Genomic DNA, 18,003 nt, shown 5'->3' on the forward strand with positions numbered 1-18,003 from the left:
ACAATCGACGATGGCCGATCTGCGCTACGTGAACCTGAACCGGCTGGCGATCTTCGTCGCGGTGGTCGATGCCGGCTCGCTGACGGCCGCGGCCGAGCGGCTCGGCCTCGCGAAGACGGTCGTCAGCACGCACATGCAGCGCCTCGAGTCCGAGGTCGGCGCGAACCTGCTGGTGCGCACCACGCGGCGGCTGAGCGTGACCGATGCGGGGCGCGCGTTCTACGACGCGTGCCGCGACATCGTGCGCGCGACCGAAAGCGCGCTCGACGCGGTGTCGTCCGACACGGGGCCGCTGCGCGGCACGCTGCGCGTGAGCGTGCCGATCGACTACGGCGCGCTGGTCGTCGCGCCGGCCGTCGTCGCGCTGCGCGACGCGCATCCGGGGCTCGACGTCGAACTGATCGCGAACGACCGCGTCGTCGATCTCGTCGCCGACAATCTCGACGTCGCGATCCGCATCGGCCGCCTCGCGGATTCGAACTATCGCGCGGTGCAGCTCGGCGAGTACGAGAAATGGCTGGTCGCGAGCCCCGCGTTCGTCGCGCGGCACGGCCTGCCGCGCGATCCGGACGCGCTCGCCGCGCTGCCGTTCGTGATGCTGTCGACGCTGTCGCGCCCGCATACGGTCGAACTCGATCACGCGCGCGGCGGCCACGCGTCGGTGCGCTGCGTCGCGCCGGTTGTGTCGAACACCGCGACGGCCTGCCGCGCGATCGCGCTTGCCGGTGGCGGCTTCGGGCTCCTGACGGATTTTTCGATCGCGGAGGACGTCGCGGCCGGCCGGCTCGTCCGGCTGCTGCCCGCGTGGCGCTCGGCGCGAGCCGGGATTCACGCGGTGTATCCGTCGACGCGGTTGCCATCGCCGAAGGTGCGCGCGTTCATCGATGCGATGAAGGCGAGGATCGGGGAAACACGCGCCGCGCCGCCCGCGCGTGCGACGCGGTCGAGGCGCGCCGAAGATTGAAGGATCGACCGCCCGTCACATCATCTTCACGATCGGGCCTGGTCCTTGCGTGACGTTCTTGCAGGGCCCAGCCGGTGCCCGGCCGGGACCGCCTACCCCGCTTCCCGCAACGTCCCCAGCAGCACCTTCCTGCAGCTCGCGACCATCTGCGCCTCCGGGTCGCGATACCCGGTGAGCAGCCACGCCGCGCCGACGTTCGTCATCGCGCCAACCAACGCGAGCCCGACGAGCCGCTGCTCGGTGCGCTCGGCGGGTGTCACGGCCTCGCGCGCCGCGCCGATCGCCATGATCAGCTTGCCGAAGTCGATCAGCATCCGCTGGTACGTCATGTCGGTATCCGCGCTCACGCCCATCACCTCGAGCAGCAGCACGCGCGCCGCGCACGGGTCGCGCAGGAAGCCGAAGAACGCGGCGAGCCCCGCGTCGACGCTTTCGCTCAGATCGCCGCCGCGCTCGGCCACCGCGCGCGCGACCGCTTCGTGCAGGTGCTGCGCGTGATGCAGGTAGGTGCAGCGCAGCAGATCCTCGGTACTGTCGAACGCCGCATAGAAATAGCGGTCGTTGAGCTTCGCCTCCTGGCAGATCGACCGCACGGTCGCCTTGCGGAAACCGACCGTGCCGAACACGCGCGTCGCCGCGCGGATCAGCGCGTCGCGCCGCTCGGCGGCCCGTACCTCGGGTGCGACTCCGCCGTACGCCCGACCCCGCTTTTCCGTTTCGAGTGCTTTCTCCATTTCGCTATTTGACATCAGGACACCCGAAAACTAAAGTGGTGACGACCAACACCACAATAAGCGCGCCGCCGGCGCAGTGCAAGCGGAACGGGAGGAACGACAATTGAAGGGTTTTTCCGGCAAGGTCGCCGCGATCACGGGCGCCGGTTCGGGCATGGGCCGCAGCCTTGCGGTCGAGCTCGCGCGGCGCGGTTGCGGGGTCGCGCTCGCCGACGTCAACGATGTCGGCCTCGCCGGCACGGCGGCCGCGTGCACGAAGCACGGCGTACGCACGAGCGTGCGGCGGCTCGACGTCGCCGACCGCGACGCGGTGTTCGCATGGGCCGATTTCGTACGGGCCGAACACGGCAAGGTCAACCTGATCTTCAACAACGCGGGCGTGTCGCTGGCCGCGAGTGCCGAGACCGCGTGCATCGCCGATCTCGAATGGATCGTCGGCATCAACTTCTGGGGCGTCGTGCACGGCACGCAGGCGTTCCTGCCGCATCTGCGCGCGTCGGGCGACGGGCACGTGATCAACACGTCAAGCCTGTTCGGGCTCATCGCGATGCCGACGCAGAGCGCGTACAACGCAACCAAGTTCGCGGTGCGCGGCTTCACCGAGGCGCTGCCGATGGAGCTCGAACTCGACGGCGCGCCGGTCAGCGCGACCTGCGTGCATCCGGGCGGCGTCGCGACCAACATCGTCGACGCCAGCCGCGTCGACACCAGCATTCATGCGCTCACGGGCCAGGACGAAGCAACCCACCGCCGCCAGGCGAACCGCCTGATCAACGCGACGACGGCCGACGACGCCGCGCGGCAGATTCTCGCAGGCGTCGAGCGCAATGCGCGCCGCGTGCTGGTCGGCGCCGATGCGCGCCGCGTCGACAAGCTCGCGCGCCTGCTCGGCGCCGGCTATCAGCGGCTGATGCTGCGCCACGTGCGCCGCGCCCGCGCACGCAATCTTCGCCCGAAGGAAGCCCCCGTGGGAGAACGCGCGCACCCTGCGGCCCCGCTCCCGACCACACCGACCAAGGACCGCGCATGACCTCGACGACGACCGACCGGCGCGACGCGCCGTCCGCCTGCGGCGACAGCCGCGACCTCGACGTGCTGATCGTCGGCGCCGGCCTGTCCGGCATCGGCGCCGCCTATCACCTGAAAAAGCGCTGCCCGTATGCGAGCGTCGCGATCGTCGAGGCGCGCGACGCGATCGGCGGCACCTGGGACCTGTTCCGCTATCCGGGCATCCGTTCGGATTCCGACATGTTCACGCTCGGCTACAGCTTCCGCCCGTGGCACAGCGACAAGGCGATCTCGGATGGCCAGACGATCCTCGACTACATCCGCGACACCGCGCGCGCGTACGGCATCGACAAGACGATCCGCTACGGCCAGAAGGTGGTCGCGGCCGACTGGGATTCGAACCGCGCGTGCTGGACGGTGCGCATCGAGCGCACGCGGGACGGCACGGTCGACACGCTCGTCTACACGTGCCGCTTCCTCTATATGTGCAGCGGCTATTACGACTACGACGGCGGCTACCTGCCCGACTGGGCCGGCATGGAATCGTTCGGGGGCCAAATCGTTCACCCGCAGCAATGGCCGAAGGACCTGTCGTACGCGAACCGGCGCGTCGTCGTGATCGGCAGCGGCGCGACGGCCGTCACGCTGGTGCCGTCGATGGCGGCCGATGCGAAACACGTGACGATGCTGCAGCGCTCGCCGACCTACATCGTGTCGCTGCCCGCGCGCGACAGGATCGCGAACGCGTTGCGCCGCGTGCTGCCGTCGCGGCTCGCGCACCGGCTCGTGCGCGTGAAGAACGTGCTGCTGACGATGTACCTGTACAACGTGTCGCGCCGCAAGCCTGAGCGGACGAAGCAGTTCATCATCCGCGCCGCCGGCAAGCAGCTCGGCCCCGACTTCGACGTCGCGAAGCATCTGACGCCGCGCTACATGCCGTGGGACCAGCGCGTGTGCCTCGTGCCGAACGGCGACCTGTTCAAGTCGATCCGCGCGGGGCGCGCGTCGATCGTCACCGACGAGATCGAGCGCTTCACGCCGACCGGCCTGAAGCTGAAGAGCGGCGAGCAGCTCGACGCGGACGTGATCGTCACCGCGACCGGGCTGAAGGTGAAAATGCTCGGCGGCGCGCGCGTCACGGTCGACGGCCGCGCGGTCGATTTGCCGCAGACGGTGTCCTATAAAGGAATGATGTACAGCGACGTGCCGAACCTCGCGTCGTCGTTCGGTTACACGAACGCGTCGTGGACGCTGAAGGCCGAGCTGATCGCGCGCTACGTGTGCCGGCTGCTCAACCACATGCGCGCGAACGGCTACGACACCTGCGTGCCGCGGCTCGGGGCCGGCGATCTCGGCGACGTGCCGGCGGTGAACCTGAGCTCGGGCTATATCCAGCGCGCGGCCGGCATCCTGCCGAGGCAGGGGCACCGCAAGCCGTGGAAATTCCACCAGAACTACGTGCTCGATCTCGCGTCGCTGAAGTTCAGCGGGCTCGCCGATTCGGCCATGCAGTTCGAACGCCGCGCGAAAGCCGGCCCGGCCGACGCGCCGGTCGCCGAACCCGTACTCGAAACCCGTTGAGGCCGACATGAGCCATACGCTTCACCTGATCCAGAACGTGCTGCTCGGCGCCGTCGCGGTGCTCGCCGCGCTCGCGCTGTTTTCCGGCTACGTCGCGCGCCGCGTGACGCGCGCGTTTCCGCCCGAAGGCCGCTTCGTCGACATCGGCGGCGACCACATCCATTACGTCGAGTACGGCAGCGGCCCGCCGCTCGTGTTCGTGCACGGGCTCGCCGGGCAGTGGCGCAACTTCGCGTACCTGCCGCTCACGCGGCTCGCGCAGCACCATCGCGTGATCCTCGTCGACCGGCCCGGCGCCGGCCGCTCGCTGCGCGGCGCCAGCTCGCAGGCGAACGTGTTCGCGCAGGCCCGCACGATCGCCGCGTTCATCGACGCGCTGAAGCTCGACCGGCCCGTGCTCGTCGGCCACTCGCTCGGCGGCGCGATCGCGCTCGCGGTCGGCCTCAATCATCCGGAACGCGTGAGCCGGCTCGCGCTGATCGCGCCGCTGTCGCACGAGCAGACCGAACCGCCGGCGCCGTTCAAGCCGCTGATGCTGCCGTCGCCGCAGGTGCGCCGCTTCGTGTCGTGGACCTTCGCGATCCCGCTGACGATCCTGACCGGCCGCGGGGCCGTGAAGCAGGTGTTCGCGCCGGAAGCCGTGCCGCGCGACTTCCCGATGAAGGGCGGCGGCCTGCTCGGGCTGCGCCCGCATGTGTTCTACGCGACGGCGACGGACCTGCTGTCGGCGCCCGTCGACCTGCCCGCGATGGAGCGCCGCTACGCGGACCTCTCACTTCCGGTCGACGTGCTGTACGGCCGCGCCGATCCGATCCTGAACTGGCGCACGCACGGCGAGGCGCTGGCGCGGAAATCGGCGCGCGTGCGGCTGACGGTCGTCGAAGGCGGGCACATGCTGCCGGTCACGATGCCGGACGCGACGGCGGACTGGCTGCTCGATGTCGCCGCCGCGCCGGTCGATGCGCCGGCGCAAGGCACGCATATCGAGCATTGATCGACAGCGGGTCGACCGGGCGGTCGCGCGGATCATGGCGACGTCCCGGGGCCACGGCGCGACCGCCGGTCACGGCGCGCCGGTCAGCCTTCGTCGTCGGGCAACGACAGGCCGAGTTCCGCAATCACCTCGCGCGCGCTGCGGAACGCTTCCACTGCGGCCGGCGCGCCCGCGTATAGCGCGCTGTGCAGCAGCACCTCGCGGATCTCGACGAGGCTCGCGCCGTTGTTGAGCGCGCCGCGCACGTGGCCCTTCAGCTCGGTGCTGCGGCCAAGCGCCGCCAGCATCGCGCAGGTGCAGAGGCTGCGCGTCTTCAGGTCGATTCCGCCGCGCTGCCACGTGCTGCCCCACGCGTGCTCGTTCAGCCAGTTCTGCAGCGGCCGCGAAAAACCGTCGAGGTCGCGCATCGCGCGCTCGACGAACGCCTCGCCCATGACTTCGGTGCGTCGCGCCTTGCCCTGTTCCCTGTCCTGTTCGCTCATGTCGTGTCCTGTCTGACGTCGTGGCCGCTTCGGCGTCGCCCGCGGCCGGGTGGGTTCGCGTCATGTTCGCGGCCCGCGGGCGTTTCGTCAAAGACACTGCCCTCGGGTCGCGGCCGGCTGCGTCACACGCGGAACGTCAGGTCGAACGCTACGTAACATCCGGCCCGGCGTTACGGCTCCTTACGGGAACATCACGGCGCGCGCACCGGCGCACCTGGCGCGCCCGTCTCGCGAAACTGCCATTCCTCCGTTTAATTCGCGCCAATATTCCCGATTGCCGCAACAAAGCAACGGCGCGTTGCTCGAAAGGCGTCATGGCGCGGAATTTGCAGTAAAGGCCCGGACACAACTTCCAATGTCAAGGGCACCATGCACCATTACTTAAAGAAGACGACGGTATCGCTGGCCGTCTTGTCGCTCGTCACACTGTACGGCTGCGGCTCGGTCGACGGTCCGGTCACGCCGTCGATCAAGCCGAGCACGTCGGGAACGTCCGGCGCTTCGGGGCTTTCCGGGACGTCGGGCGGCGGCTCGTCGGGTACGTCCGGCGGCGGTAGTTCGGGGACTTCAGGTACGTCTGGTACTTCCGGTACTTCGGGCACCTCCGGTACTTCGGGCACCTCCGGTACTTCGGGTACTTCCGGTACGTCGGGCACCTCCGGTACGTCGGGCACTTCCGGTACTTCCGGTACTTCCGGTACTTCCGGTACTTCCGGCACTTCGGGTACTTCGGGTACTTCGGGTACTTCGGGTACTTCGGGTACTTCGGGTACTTCCGGTACTTCCGGTACTTCCGGTACTTCCGGTACTTCGGGTACGTCGGGCACCTCCGGTACTTCGGGTACGTCGGGCACCTCCGGTACTTCGGGTACTTCCGGAACGTCGGGTACTTCCGGAACGTCGGGTACTTCCGGTACCTCGGGTACTTCCGGCACTTCCGGCACTTCCGGCACCTCCGGCACCTCCGGCACCTCCGGCACTTCCGGCACTTCCGGCACTTCCGGCACTTCCGGCACTTCCGGCACCTCCGGCACCTCCGGGACCTCCGGGACCTCCGGCACCAGCGCCACCCCGCTCGGCAACGTCTTCCAGCAAACCGGAACGCTCGTCACCGCACTCGGCACGACGGTTGCGAACGGCGGTTCGCAGGTCGGCGGCGTACAAGTCCCCGGCACGAACCCGACGACGGCCACCAGCATCGGCAACGCGGTCACCAGCCTAGGCAGCGGCGTGCAGTCGCTCGGCAGCGGCGTCGCGGCCGGCCTCGGCTCGATCGGCGTGTCGCCGAACCCGCTCGGCCCGACGCTCACGTCGACCACCGGCCTGCTGACCGGCGCCGGCGGCGCGGTCAACAACCTCGGCAACGCAGTGACGAGCCTCGGCACCGGTCCGCTGTCGCCGCTCGCGCCGGCGACGACCCTGGTCGGCAGTCTCGTCAACACGGTCGGCACGGCGGTCAACTCGACCGCATCGGCGCTGAACACGGCGCTGAACAGCGCGCCGGTCCAGCAACTCGAGACGCAGCTCGGCAGCGTGATCAACCCGATCACGAACACGCTGACCGGCGGCGTCACGACGCCTGGCGCGACGCAGACGCTCGGCAACGCGACCCTGCTCGGCGCCCCGCTCAGCGGCCTGCTGAGCACGCTCGGCAGCGGCCTCGGCCTCGCCGGTTCGCAGGTCGGCAGCACGACCGGCAACCCGGTCGGCACGAGCGCCGGCAGCAGCGTGTCCCAGCTCGGCAACACGGTGACGTCGACCGGCGGCCTGCTGTCCAGCGGCAGTTCGAGCAGCGGCACCAACCCGCTCGCCCCGATTACCGGTCTGCTCGGTACGCTGACGGGCGGGCTCGGCGGCAGCAGTTCGAGCGGTTCGGCTGGCACCAGCGGGACGAGCGGCATCAGCAGCGGCCCGCTCGCACCGATCACCGGCCTGCTCGGCACGGTGACGGGTGCGCTCGGCGGCCTCGGTTCGAGCGGTACGGGCAGCACCAGCGGCACGAGCGGTACCGGCGGCTCGGGCGTCGGCGGCCTGCTTGCACCGGTCACCGGCCTCGTCAACTCGCTGACGCCGCTTGGCACAAGCCTCACCGGCACGGTCACGACGCCGGGCGGCAGCCTGACCGGCAACCTCGGCGGAGCGCTGACGAGCGGCCCGGTCGGCACGCTCACCGGCTCGCTGACGTCGCCGGCCGGCGTGCTCGGCGCGGCCGGCACGGCCAGCCCGAGCGGCGCGGCCGGCACGGTGACGACGCCGTCCGGCGGCGGCACCGTCATGACCGGCCTGACCGGCAGCTCGAACGGCGGCACCACGGCTGGCGCGACCAACCTGCTGGCGCCGGTGACGAACCTGCTCGGCGGCCTGCTCGGCGCCACCCCGAAACAGTAACGCTTCACGTATCAGAACAACGGGCCGATGGCCGGGCACATACCAATCCCAAGCCCGGCCGACGGCCGGCGCCACCCGCCAAGCGGGGGCGCCGGCCCTCATCCCGACGAGGATCCAATCATGAATTCCACGCTCGACGGCGTCGCCGCGGTCCAGGACCGCCCGCCCCGTTCCGCCACGCCATTCCGCGCCGGCCTGCTCAGCATCGCGGCCGGGCTTTTCGCGCTGTGGATCACCCGCGACCAGCCGACCCTCGACGCGGCCACGCGCGCGATCATCGCCAGCCTCGCGATCATCGGCACGATCGCGCTGCACGAAATCTTCGTCTCGCGCGTCTACCTGCGCCCGAGCGCGGGACTGTCGCGCCAGGCCGTGCGCCCGCTCGGGCTCGCTCGCGTCGCGACGCGGCTCGGCGCGCAGACGTCGATCTACGCCGGCATCGGCATGATCTACTGGCTGCTGCCCGAATATCACGGCGCGTTCTACCTGCCGTTCTGGTCGTTGCTGCGTTCGCTCGCGCCGTACGTGATCGTCGCCGCGCCGTTCTACTTCGCGTGGATGGATCGGCACCAGCGCGAGACCGACGACGCGTACCTGCTGTGGGGCCGCTACCTGTTCCGCCGCGAGCAGCCCGCGAGCTGGCAGCCCGTGCGCGAGATGCTCGCCGGCTGGGGCGTGAAGGCGTTCTTCCTGCCGCTGATGACCGTCTACCTGTCGAAGGACGCCGATCACCTGAGCGCGTCGCTCGCGAACGCGCTGCACGCGCCGATGACGCTCGCGACCTTCGTGTTCCTGTACGACCTGTCGTTCACGATGGACCTGATGTTCGGCACCGTCGGCTACCTGTGCACGTTCCGCATCCTCGACAGCCACGTGCGTACCGTCGAGCCGACCACGCTCGGCTGGGTCGCCGCGCTGATGTGCTACCAGCCGTTCTGGTCGCTGATCTCGAACAACTACATCCGCTACGAAGGCTCGCTGTTCTGGGACAACTGGCTGCTGTCCGCGCCGGCGCTGCGCGTGATCTGGGGTGCGGTGATCATCCTGCTGCTGATGACCTACGCGCTGTCGACGATCTCGTTCGGGCTGCGTTTCTCGAACCTCACGAACCGCGGGATCATCACGTCGGGCCCGTACCGCTTCACGAAGCATCCGGCGTACATCACGAAGAACCTGTCGTACTGGATGGTGTCGGTGCCGTTCGTCGAGCCGCTCGGCTGGCAGGTCGGGCTCATGCACTGCGCGGGGCTCGTCGCGGTCAACCTGATCTACTACACGCGGGCGAAGACGGAGGAGCGGCATTTGATGCGCGATCCTGACTATCGCGCGTATGCGGCGTGGATCGCGCAGCACGGGCTGTTCGCGCGGATCAAGCAGGCGTTCGGGGGGCGGCAGGCGGCGTGAGCCGGCGACGGGCAACCGGGATGGCGAACGTCGTTGTCGCATGGTGTCAGGACGCGAGATTTCCGCAGGAAGGACGCGAATTGCATCGCCGGCGCGGCACCGCCAGTGCGCGTCACGTCGCCCACGCACCGATGCGATAATCCGTCGGATCCGCGCGACGCCGTCGCGCAAGCCCCCACCGACACGCTCCCCGATGGCGACCGAACCCCGAACCGATTCCGAGCGCCGCATCGACATCGTCGCGCTGTGCGGCAGCCTGCGTGCGCAGTCGTACAACGCGGCACTGCTGGATGCGGCGGCACGCGTCGCGCCGCGCGGGATGCGCATCACGCGCTTCGATCGTCTCGGCGAGTTTCCGCTGTTCAATCCCGATACCGAATCTCCGTCGCCGGACGCGGTACGCGACCTGATCGAGCGGCTGAACGCGGCGGACGGCGTGCTGATCGCGAGCCCGGAATACGCGCACGGCGTGACGGGCGTGATGAAGAACGCGCTGGACTGGGTCGTGGGATGCGAAGCCGTCGTGTACAAGCCGGTCGCGGTATTGAACGCGTCGCCGCGCGCGACGCATGCGGACGCGGCGCTGCGGGAAACGCTGTCGGTGATGTCGGCGTGCATCGTCGAACGCGCGTCGATCGCGCTGCCGATCCTCGGCAGCCAGCTCGACGCGGCGGGCATCGCCGCGCATCCGCCGTTCGCGTCGGCGCTGACCGACGCGCTGCACGCGCTGCGCGCGGCGATCGACGCGCAGGCGCCTGGTCGCTAGACGCCGACCGGCGCGGCTGAAAACATGCGTTATCGCGCCTTGGTGCGCGTGGTCTTCCGCGCCGGTTTCACCGGCTTCGCCGCCTTCGCGCGCGGCGCTTCCTTCTCCGGCAGCGCGCCGCCGCCGGCGAGATCCTCGAGCCACGCCAGCGCATCGATGTACGACAGGAATTGCTGCAGGTATTCCGGCGACAGTTCGCGCATCGTCGCGAGCGAGCGATGCACGAGGCTGTTCGAATTGAGCGGCCCCGCGTTGCGCGGCACCTGGTCGAGCGACTGGCGATACTGCTGTTCGGTGCGGACCTTCGACCACATCGTGCGGAAGTAGTCGATCAGCGCGGGATCGATCCCGCGCCGGTCGGCCTGCGCATCGCGCGCGAGCTGCTCGACGAGCCCGCCGAGCAGGCTGCGCGCAGGCACCTGTGCGGTGGCTTGTACCGTCCCGCTTGCGGTTGCCGCGTCACCGGCGCGCGCGACGATCTCCGCAAATCCTTCCAGCAGCGTCGCGAGCCGCGCATCGAGCAACGCGCGCGCGTCGCCGTCGAGCGCGGCCGCGCGCTTCTCGAGCGCGTCGAGCCGATGGAAGCGCACCGGATCGAGCCGGTCGGCACCCTGCACGCGCCACGCGTCGAGCGTCGCGCGCACGTGCGTCGCGTCGTCCGTCACTTCGCCTTCCCCCCGCTCGATGCGGTCTTGCGCGGCACCGGTGCGATCTCCACCCGGCGGTTCTTCGCGCGGCCTTCATCGTCCGCATTCGAGCTGACCGGCTGCTCGGAGCCGAACGCGGCCGCGAACACCGACGGCGCCGGCACGCCGGCGTCGATCAGCGCACGCGTGACCGTCAGCGCGCGCTTGGCCGACAGTTCCCAGTTGTCCGCGAACTGGCGGTTGCCGGCACGCACCTGCTGGTCGTCGGCGAAACCGCTGATCATCAGGATCTCGTCACGCGTCTTCAGGTACGCGGCCAGCGGCCCGGCGAGCGTCTTCAGCAGATCGCGGCCAGCGGGCTGCAGCTGATCGGAGTTCAGCGCGAACAGCACGTTGCCGCTGATGCCGATACGGCCGTTCACGAGCGTCACGCGGCCGGCCGCGAGCGGCCCGGCGAGCGCCTCCTCGAGCGACTTGCGCTGTTGCGCTTCCTGCTGGCGCGCGCGCACCGCTTCCTCGAGCTTCGACGTGAGCTGCAACTGCATGCCGATCACGCCGACGAGGATCAGCACGAACGCGCCGAGCAACACCGACATCAGGTCGGCGAACGCGGGCCACACCGGCGCGGAAGGTGCGCCGTCGTCGATTTCGTCGTGCATGCGTTACGCTCCGACCGATGCCCGCCGACCGGCGATGTGCTGCAGGTCCTCGATGATCTGCTTCTGCGACATCATGCTCAGGTCGATCACCTCGCGCGCCTGCGCGACGTAGTACTCGAGCTGCTCGTCGCTGCGCGCGAGTGATTTCTCGAGCGCGGCCTCGATGCGCTGCAGGTGGTTCAGCAGCTTGTCGTTCGACTCGCCGAACACCTGCACGGCCGCACCGAATGCATCGCCGAGGCTCGCGACCTCGACGGCGCCCGCCGTGACCTGCGCGGCCACCGAATCGAGCTTGCGCGTTTCGGCATCGACGGTGTCGTTGAAGCGCGCCCCGACGCGGTCGAGCAGGTCGGCCGACGTGCTGACGAGCGCGTCGATCGCGGTGCGCTGTTCGGTCGACGCGTGGTTGACCGCGCCGAGCAGCGTCTCGAGCGTCGCGAGCAGGCGGCTGCGCTCCTCGAGCATCGCGGTGTCGCGCACCATGCTGTCGGACAGGCGCTGGCGCAGCTCGGCGACGACGTCGGCCGCGGCCTTCGGCGCTTCCGACGCGGCCTGCACGAGGCGCGAGATCTCGTTGATCGTGTCGCTCGCGTGCACCTGCGCCTGCGCGGTGATGTCGTTCGCGGTGCGGGTCAGCGTGTCGCAGATATCCTGCTGGCGCGTCGCGGCCTGTGCGCTCGTCCGCGCCCATTCGTCGCGCAGCGCGGCGGCCATGGCGGCCAGCGAGTCGTTCCATGCGGACAGGCGTTCTTCGTCGCGTGCGGCCAGTTGCGTCTGCAGGCCCGCATGGGATTCGCGGATCGTCGACAGCAGATCGTTCGAGCGTTGTTCGAACGTCGACGCTTGTGCGGTCAGGTCGCGCGTGGTTTGTGCGAGTGCGTCGCAGATTTCCTGCTGACGTCCGGCGCTGTGAACGCCCGCGCGTTGCCACTCGTCGCCGAGCTTCGTCGCCATCGCGGCGAGCGAGTCGTTCCACGCGGACAGGCGTTCTTCGTCGCGCGCGGCCAGTTGCGTCTGCAGGCCCGTATGCGATTCGCGAATCGTCGACAGCAGGTCGGTCGAGCGTAGTTCGAACGTTGCCGCTTGCGTGGTGAGATCGCGCGTCGTTTGCGCAAGTGCGTCGCAGATTTCCTGCTGACGGCCGGCGCTATGTACGCCCGCGCGTTGCCACTCGTCGCCGAGCTTCGTTGCCATCGCGGCGAGCGAGTCGTTCCACGTCGACAGACGCGCTTCATCGCGTGCGGCCAGTTGCGTTTGCAGGCCCGTATGCGAATCGCGAATCGTCGACAGCAGCTCGTTCGAGCGTTGTTCGAACGTTGCCGCTTGCGTGGTGAGATCGCGCGTGGTTTGTGCCAGCGCGTCGCAGATTTCCTGCTGACGGCCCGCGCTATGCACGCCCGCGCGCTGCCACTCGTCGCCGAGCTTCGTCGCCATCGCCGCCAGCGAGTCGTTCCATGCCGACAGACGTTCCTCGTCACGTGCCGCGAGTTGCGTCTGCAGGCCCGTATGCGAATCGCGAATCGTCGACAGCAGCTCGTTCGAGCGTTGCTCGAACGTTGCCGCTTGTGCGGTAAGATCGTGCGTCGTCTGCGCCAGCGCGTCGCAGATTTCCTGCTGACGGCTCGCGCTGTGCGCGCCCGCGCGCTGCCATTCGTCGCCGAGCTTCGCGGCCATCGCGGTCACCGAAGCATGCCACGCCGACAGGCGTTCCTCGTCGCGCGCGGCCAATTGCGTCTGCAGGCCCGCATGCGACTCGCGCATCGCGGCGAGCGCCGCGCCCGAATGCCGCTCGAACGTCGCGGCGGCTTCGCCCAGCGCCTGCGCATGCTGGCCGGCCAGCGTCTCGCCGACCTGCTCCTGGCGCGCGAGCGCATCGCGCCACGCGTCGGACAGCCGGCCTTCGGTCGATTCGAGGCGCGTCGCGACGCCGTCGAGCAGGTCCGTCGAACGCTGCGCGAAGGTGTCGGTGAACTGGCCGAGCGTCGTCTGCAGTTGCTGCGCGACGGCGTCGCCCGCGCGGCGCTGCTCGTCGAGCGCACGGTTCCAGACGGCCGTCACGTTCCCGGTGGTCTTCTCGAAACCGTCGGTCAGCCCGTCGAGCTGACGCTGAACGGCGCCCGTCACGGTGTCGCGCAGCGCGGCCATCTCCTGCGCGAGCCCCGTCATCGTCGCCGCGACGACCGGCTGCAGCGCGGCACCGGCCACGCGTGCGCTCTCGGCGGCGCTTTCCTTCAGCGCATCGCCGACGTTCGACGCCAGGCCCGCATACGCGCGCTCGGTCCGATCGAAGAACGCCTGCTGGCTTTCGGTCTGGCGATCGTGCAGCGCGACGCTGCGCGCCTCGAGCGTCGTCATCATCGTCTGCAGCCGGTCGACCAGCGCCGGCATCACGTCGGCCTGGCGCTGCAGCAGCCGGAACGATTCGTCGCGCTGGTGCGCGGACGAATGCACGCGCAGCGTCGTCGCGATCTTCGCGTCGAGTCGCTGGCCCGCGTCGAGCCGCTCGCGGCGCACGAGCGCGGACAGGAGGCCGAGCATCGCGGAAGTCGCGACACCCGCGATCGACGTGCCGAACGCGAAGCCGAGGCCCTTCACCGGTGCGATCAGCGACGCGCGGATCGCGTCGAGATCGGTCGCGCTTTCGAGCGCGGCGCCGGTCCCCTTCAGCGTCACGACCATCCCGAGCAGCGTGCCGAGCATGCCCAGCAGCACGAGCAGGCCGACGAGATACGGCGTCAGCGACGGGCCCGGCAGCGCGACGCGCGCGCCTTCGACACGCGCCCGCACGGCGCCGCGCAGGCCCGGGTGCAGCGTATCGAGCCACGCGTCGAGTTTCGCCGGCGGTTCGGTCAGGCCGGCCACCGCGCGCGACAGCGTGGCGGTCGCCTGACGGTAGCGCAGCAGTTCCCACGCACCGGCGACGTAGCACGCGCCGATCAGCAGCGTGACGGCCGTCGCGAGCGGGTTCGACGCGATATAGCCGACGCCGATCCAGCACACTGCGAGCAGGCCGGCGATGAAGACAACGAGATCAAGACGAATTCTGGACATAGCGTAGGGATTAGCAGGTACGAAGGGCCGCGAGCAGCCCGTCTACCGTTTGAAACCGGACTTCGAGTTCGGCGAGCAGGATGCTTTGCATCTCGTTGCGGAACGTGTCGAGCCACGTGCCGGGCACGATCGCCGCGGCGGACGGTGCGTCGCCCTCGGCGTCAAGAGCGGCCGCCGCCTGCCCGTCGGCCAGCGCCTGCCGTTCCGCGTCGCGCAGCCGCTCGAAGCGCGTGCCGAGCAGCGCGGGCACCGCGGACAGCAGGCCGCGCTCGCGCGCGCCGAGCACGCGCTCCATGATCGCGTCGAGCGTCGCGAGCCGCGCCATCCCGGACGCGCGCGCGGCGAGCGCGACCCGCAGGCGGCCGCGCAACTGGCCGATCGCCGTTTCCATTTCCTGCTGCAGCGACAGACAGCTCTGGCGGAAATCCGCGAAGTCGGCCGTGTCGGCGGGCGGCGGCGGCATCTCGCCGGGGCGCCGCCGCGTAGGCGGACGGTGGGCGACCGTGATCGCCTGCGCGAGGTCGTGGCGCACGCGCGCACAGTCGCGCTCGGCGTCGTAACCGCGCACGCCGGCCGCGACGCCGGGCGGGCTCGCATTCAGCGCGGACGACAGCGTGATCGCGTCGGTCCAGCCGAGCCACTGGCTCAGGCGGTCCGACAGCGTCTGCCGGGATTCCGCGACGTCGGCATCGGTCAGGCGCGCGAGCAGCCGGACGAGCGTCGGGCCGCTCAGTGCCGGGCGCGGGGGTGCTTGCACCATGCTGCAAACCGTCAAAAAGGCAGCAGTTTACACGTCGTCGGGAGGTCGACCGCCAGAATCGGGGAACCGGCCGGGTCCGGCACGTCGTGCAACGGACGCGAACGCCCGCCGCACAAGGCTCGCGGGCCGATTGCCGGGATTTCCCGGTGCGCCGGCGCGGCCCCGGTGACGCGCTCGGTCGCCTTTCGCGGCAGCGCCGGCGAGACGGTCGGCCGCCGACCGAAGCCGCCCCGGCGGGCGCCGGTTCTCGCCACGCCATGCCGCCCATGTTCGCCCGGGTACGATTTCGTCGCGGACGTGCGGTACCATCGCGACACCCGCCATGCGATCGCGCCCGATGCGGGCCCGCGCCGCCCTGCAACCGGCGCGCGGTCCGCCGGACGCGTGACGGATATCCGGCCGATATCCGCGGGCCGCAGTCGGCGCCCCGAGACGGGAGCTGCCGCCCATGACAACGACACACCAATAACAGACGGGCCCGCCCGACCGCACACGATGCTTTCAGACTTCGTCGCGCGCCTGCGCGAGCGCTTCAGCAAACCGCCCACCCGGCAGGACTTCGCCGAACGCCTGATCGCCGCGCTGCGCGCGACCGGCGACACGCGCGAGTGGCTTCACGAAGACGACAAGGGCCGTCTCGTGCAAGCGGATGTCCCGTCGAACATCATCAACCTGCACAACCTGTTCCGCGACTACGCCGACGCGAAGCCGGCCGAGCGCGAAGCGACGCTGCAGCGCCAGGCTAGCGCGATGATGCAGCACGAGATTCCGGCGAACTTCGCGGATGTCCGCGCGCGGCTGCGCCCCGTGATCCGCAGCGCGACCGAGCGCGGCGCGGTCGCGCTGCAGCTCGCCGGACAGCCGGGCGCGTCGGAGGTGGCGTTCCGGCCGCTGTGCGAGAGCCTCGAGATCGGCATCGCGTACGACGGCGAGTTCAGCGTCGCGCGACTGACGACCGCGCGCCTCGCCGAATGGAGCGTCAGCTTCGACGCTGCATGCGACATCGCGATCGACAACCTGCGCGGCGCATCGTCGGCGCCATGGGCCGCGTTGCGCGACGGCGTGTTCCTGTCGCAGTTCGGCGACTACTACGACGCGTCGCGGCTGCTGCTGACCGACCTGCTGCACCGTCAGCCGATCTCCGGCGCGCCGGTGGTGATGGCGCCGAACCGGGCCGTGCTGCTGCTCACCGGCGACCGTAACGCGGCCGGGCTCGCGACGATGGTCGAACTCGCGGAACAGGCGCGCGCGCAGCCGCGCCCGCTGCCGCCGCTGATGCTGCGCTGGGACGGCGCCGCGTGGCGGAATTTCATCCCGGCAGGACTGGAGGCGAAGCTGCACGCGCTGCGCGTGGACGAACTTGCCGGCGACTACCAGGATCAGCGGACGCTGCTGGACGCTCTGCACCGGCGGGACGGCACCGACATCTTCGTGGCGACGTACACCGTGTACCGGCGGCAGAACGGCGAGCTGTTCAGCGTCGGGGTATGGAGCGACGGTGTGCCGACGCTGCTGCCCGAGACGGACATCGTCGTGCTGTACCGGGAAGCGACGCGGCAGTCGGCCCACGTGCCGATGGCCGCGCTGCGGGACACCTGCGGCGACCTGATGACGGCCACCGCGCATCGCCCGGTGCGGTATGAAGTGACGGCGTTTCCGGATGAAGCGCGCTTCGCGGCGCTGATCGAGCGGTTTCCGGCGGTGTGACGCGCGGTTGCACGGGGCGGGGGCCGTGAGTCGGGCCCATGGATCGGCCCCGCCACGTTCCGGAATGACCGGCCGTGGCGGCATGCCTGTCAGGAATGAAACGGCAGTGCGCCGACGCTGCACCGCCTGCCGTCAGATCCCGGCCTTCGGCGCGTTCAGGATCAGCCGCAGCCCGAGCAGCGTGATCGCGCCGGCCGCGACGCGGTCGACCCACTTCTTCGCGCGCAGGTAGAGTTCGCGCGGCCGGCGGGTCGAGAAGCACAGCGCGACGATCGTGTACCAGCCGAATTCGACGCCGAACACGAGCGGCGGCAGTGCCAGGTAGCACCACAGCGGCGGATGCTGCGGCAACAGCGCCGCGAAGATGCTGCCGTACCAGATCGCCGTCTTCGGGTTGCTCAGCTGGGTCGTGAGGCCGGTCCAGAACGACTTGCGCGCGCTGCCTGCGACGACGGCCTGCGAATCGTCCATCGCGATCGGCCGGTCGGCGCCGCGCCAGATCTTCGACGCCATGTAGATCAGGTACGCGCCGCCCGCCAGCTTGAGCCCCACGTACAGCCATTCGACCGCCTGCAGCAGCGTATAGAGCCCGGCCAGCGCGACGCCGCCGAACGCGATCCCGCCGACGCCCATGCCGAGCGCAGTCGCCAGCCCGTCGCGGCGCGACAGCCCGATCGAATTGCGGGCGACCAGCACGAAGCTCGGGCCCGGAATCATCGCGCCAAGCCACAGCGCGGCCAGAATGGCGAGTACGGCAGCCGATGCAGTCATCGAAGTCTCCTTGGTCAGCGACGCCGAAGCGCCGGCGCCTGCGTGTCGTATCGTGTCGAATCCCGACGGTGAAGCCGATGATTCTGG

The 18,003-nt window shown here is 69.9% G+C and carries 16 protein-coding genes; 8 read left to right on the top strand and 8 right to left on the bottom strand.

Going from position 1 to position 18,003, the window contains the following annotated elements; genetic code table 11:
- The first annotated feature begins 10 nt into the window (after positions 1–10).
- Entirely contained in the window at positions 11–964 is a 954-nt protein-coding gene (locus DIE23_RS05530; protein ID WP_124611184.1) for a LysR family transcriptional regulator, read from the top strand.
- 92 nt (positions 965–1,056) lie between these two features.
- Here DIE23_RS05530 and DIE23_RS05535 read toward each other — a convergent pair whose 3' ends face one another.
- Positions 1,057–1,713, bottom strand: coding sequence for a TetR/AcrR family transcriptional regulator (locus DIE23_RS05535; RefSeq protein WP_124611185.1), 657 nt, complete (start codon positions 1,711–1,713; stop codon positions 1,057–1,059).
- 88 nt (positions 1,714–1,801) lie between these two features.
- Here DIE23_RS05535 and DIE23_RS05540 point away from each other — a divergent pair, with 88 nt between their 5' ends.
- The 3 genes from DIE23_RS05540 to DIE23_RS05550 are packed head-to-tail and all read left to right on the top strand — an operon-like array spanning position 1,802 to position 5,281.
- The gene (locus DIE23_RS05540) at positions 1,802–2,728 is read left to right on the top strand and encodes an SDR family oxidoreductase (protein WP_124611186.1); all 927 of its coding nucleotides are present in this window, start codon (positions 1,802–1,804) and stop codon (positions 2,726–2,728) included.
- A complete protein-coding gene (locus DIE23_RS05545) occupies positions 2,725–4,287 on the top strand; it encodes an NAD(P)/FAD-dependent oxidoreductase (RefSeq protein WP_124611187.1) in 1,563 nt (520 codons plus the stop codon). The genes DIE23_RS05540 and DIE23_RS05545 overlap by 4 nt, the downstream gene beginning before the upstream one ends.
- A 7-nt stretch (positions 4,288–4,294) precedes the next feature.
- The gene (locus DIE23_RS05550) at positions 4,295–5,281 is read left to right on the top strand and encodes an alpha/beta fold hydrolase (RefSeq protein WP_124611188.1); all 987 of its coding nucleotides are present in this window, start codon (positions 4,295–4,297) and stop codon (positions 5,279–5,281) included.
- 83 nt (positions 5,282–5,364) lie between these two features.
- Here the strand turns inward: DIE23_RS05550 and DIE23_RS05555 are convergent, their stop codons facing one another.
- Together DIE23_RS05555 and DIE23_RS40690 are read right to left on the bottom strand one after the other, a co-directional pair.
- Positions 5,365–5,763: a carboxymuconolactone decarboxylase family protein gene (locus DIE23_RS05555; protein WP_124611189.1), complete on the bottom strand. Its 399-nt coding sequence runs from the start codon at positions 5,761–5,763 to the stop codon at positions 5,365–5,367.
- A gap of 377 nt (positions 5,764–6,140) precedes the next feature.
- Positions 6,141–6,977, bottom strand: a complete 837-nt coding sequence (locus DIE23_RS40690; protein WP_311767803.1) for a hypothetical protein — start codon at positions 6,975–6,977, stop codon at positions 6,141–6,143.
- On the opposite strand from DIE23_RS40690, the gene DIE23_RS40695 reads away from it, so the two are divergent.
- The 3 genes from DIE23_RS40695 (at position 6,961) to DIE23_RS05575 (ending at position 10,321) form a co-directional block, all read left to right on the top strand.
- Entirely contained in the window at positions 6,961–8,151 is a 1,191-nt protein-coding gene (locus tag DIE23_RS40695; RefSeq protein WP_311767804.1) for a collagen-like triple helix repeat-containing protein, read from the top strand. The two genes, DIE23_RS40690 and DIE23_RS40695, sit on opposite strands and share 17 nt — an antisense overlap.
- Before the next feature lie 120 nt (positions 8,152–8,271).
- Positions 8,272–9,555, top strand: a complete 1,284-nt coding sequence (locus tag DIE23_RS05570) for an isoprenylcysteine carboxylmethyltransferase family protein (RefSeq protein WP_124611192.1) — start codon at positions 8,272–8,274, stop codon at positions 9,553–9,555.
- A gap of 193 nt (positions 9,556–9,748) precedes the next feature.
- Positions 9,749–10,321: an NADPH-dependent FMN reductase gene (locus DIE23_RS05575; RefSeq protein WP_124611193.1), complete on the top strand. Its 573-nt coding sequence runs from the start codon at positions 9,749–9,751 to the stop codon at positions 10,319–10,321.
- A gap of 29 nt (positions 10,322–10,350) precedes the next feature.
- On the opposite strand, the gene DIE23_RS05580 is transcribed toward DIE23_RS05575, so the two are convergent.
- The 4 genes from DIE23_RS05580 to DIE23_RS05595 are packed head-to-tail and all read right to left on the bottom strand — an operon-like array spanning position 10,351 to position 15,438.
- Entirely contained in the window at positions 10,351–10,986 is a 636-nt protein-coding gene (locus tag DIE23_RS05580) for a DUF2894 domain-containing protein (protein WP_124611194.1), read from the bottom strand.
- Positions 10,983–11,627 (bottom strand): OmpA family protein, encoded by a 645-nt coding sequence (locus tag DIE23_RS05585; RefSeq protein ID WP_124611195.1) that lies wholly within the window; start codon positions 11,625–11,627, stop codon positions 10,983–10,985. Before DIE23_RS05585 ends, DIE23_RS05580 begins: the two co-directional genes overlap by 4 nt.
- Before the next feature lie 3 nt (positions 11,628–11,630).
- Positions 11,631–14,678 carry a DUF802 domain-containing protein gene (locus DIE23_RS05590; protein WP_124611196.1) on the bottom strand — a complete coding sequence of 1,016 codons (3,048 nt, stop codon included), beginning with the start codon at positions 14,676–14,678 and terminating at the stop codon, positions 11,631–11,633.
- A gap of 10 nt (positions 14,679–14,688) precedes the next feature.
- Complete coding sequence (locus DIE23_RS05595) at positions 14,689–15,438, bottom strand: DUF3348 domain-containing protein (RefSeq protein ID WP_124611197.1); 750 nt, start codon at positions 15,436–15,438, stop codon at positions 14,689–14,691.
- A 495-nt stretch (positions 15,439–15,933) separates the two neighbouring features.
- Here DIE23_RS05595 and DIE23_RS05600 point away from each other — a divergent pair, with 495 nt between their 5' ends.
- A complete protein-coding gene (locus tag DIE23_RS05600) occupies positions 15,934–17,145 on the top strand; it encodes a hypothetical protein (protein ID WP_124611198.1) in 1,212 nt (403 codons plus the stop codon).
- A gap of 132 nt (positions 17,146–17,277) precedes the next feature.
- On the opposite strand, the gene DIE23_RS05605 is transcribed toward DIE23_RS05600, so the two are convergent.
- A complete protein-coding gene (locus DIE23_RS05605; protein WP_124611199.1) occupies positions 17,278–17,916 on the bottom strand; it encodes a LysE family translocator in 639 nt (212 codons plus the stop codon).
- Between the last annotated feature and the right edge of the window lie 87 nt (positions 17,917–18,003).

This window comes from Burkholderia sp. Bp9143, from assembly GCF_003853645.1.
In the GTDB taxonomy this organism is placed as follows: Bacteria; Pseudomonadota; Gammaproteobacteria; order Burkholderiales; family Burkholderiaceae; genus Burkholderia.

Coding starts and splice junctions, on each gene's coding strand:
- DIE23_RS05530 (WP_124611184.1), top strand. CDS start 11: ATGGCCGATCTGCGCTACGTGAACCTGAACCGGCTGGCGATCTTCGTC.
- DIE23_RS05535 (WP_124611185.1), bottom strand. CDS start 1,713: ATGTCAAATAGCGAAATGGAGAAAGCACTCGAAACGGAAAAGCGGGGT.
- DIE23_RS05545 (WP_124611187.1), top strand. CDS start 2,725: ATGACCTCGACGACGACCGACCGGCGCGACGCGCCGTCCGCCTGCGGC.
- DIE23_RS05550 (WP_124611188.1), top strand. CDS start 4,295: ATGAGCCATACGCTTCACCTGATCCAGAACGTGCTGCTCGGCGCCGTC.
- DIE23_RS05555 (WP_124611189.1), bottom strand. CDS start 5,763: ATGAGCGAACAGGACAGGGAACAGGGCAAGGCGCGACGCACCGAAGTC.
- DIE23_RS05570 (WP_124611192.1), top strand. CDS start 8,272: ATGAATTCCACGCTCGACGGCGTCGCCGCGGTCCAGGACCGCCCGCCC.
- DIE23_RS05575 (WP_124611193.1), top strand. CDS start 9,749: ATGGCGACCGAACCCCGAACCGATTCCGAGCGCCGCATCGACATCGTC.
- DIE23_RS05585 (WP_124611195.1), bottom strand. CDS start 11,627: ATGCACGACGAAATCGACGACGGCGCACCTTCCGCGCCGGTGTGGCCC.
- DIE23_RS05590 (WP_124611196.1), bottom strand. CDS start 14,678: ATGTCCAGAATTCGTCTTGATCTCGTTGTCTTCATCGCCGGCCTGCTC.
- DIE23_RS05595 (WP_124611197.1), bottom strand. CDS start 15,438: ATGGTGCAAGCACCCCCGCGCCCGGCACTGAGCGGCCCGACGCTCGTC.
- DIE23_RS05600 (WP_124611198.1), top strand. CDS start 15,934: ATGCTTTCAGACTTCGTCGCGCGCCTGCGCGAGCGCTTCAGCAAACCG.
- DIE23_RS05605 (WP_124611199.1), bottom strand. CDS start 17,916: ATGACTGCATCGGCTGCCGTACTCGCCATTCTGGCCGCGCTGTGGCTT.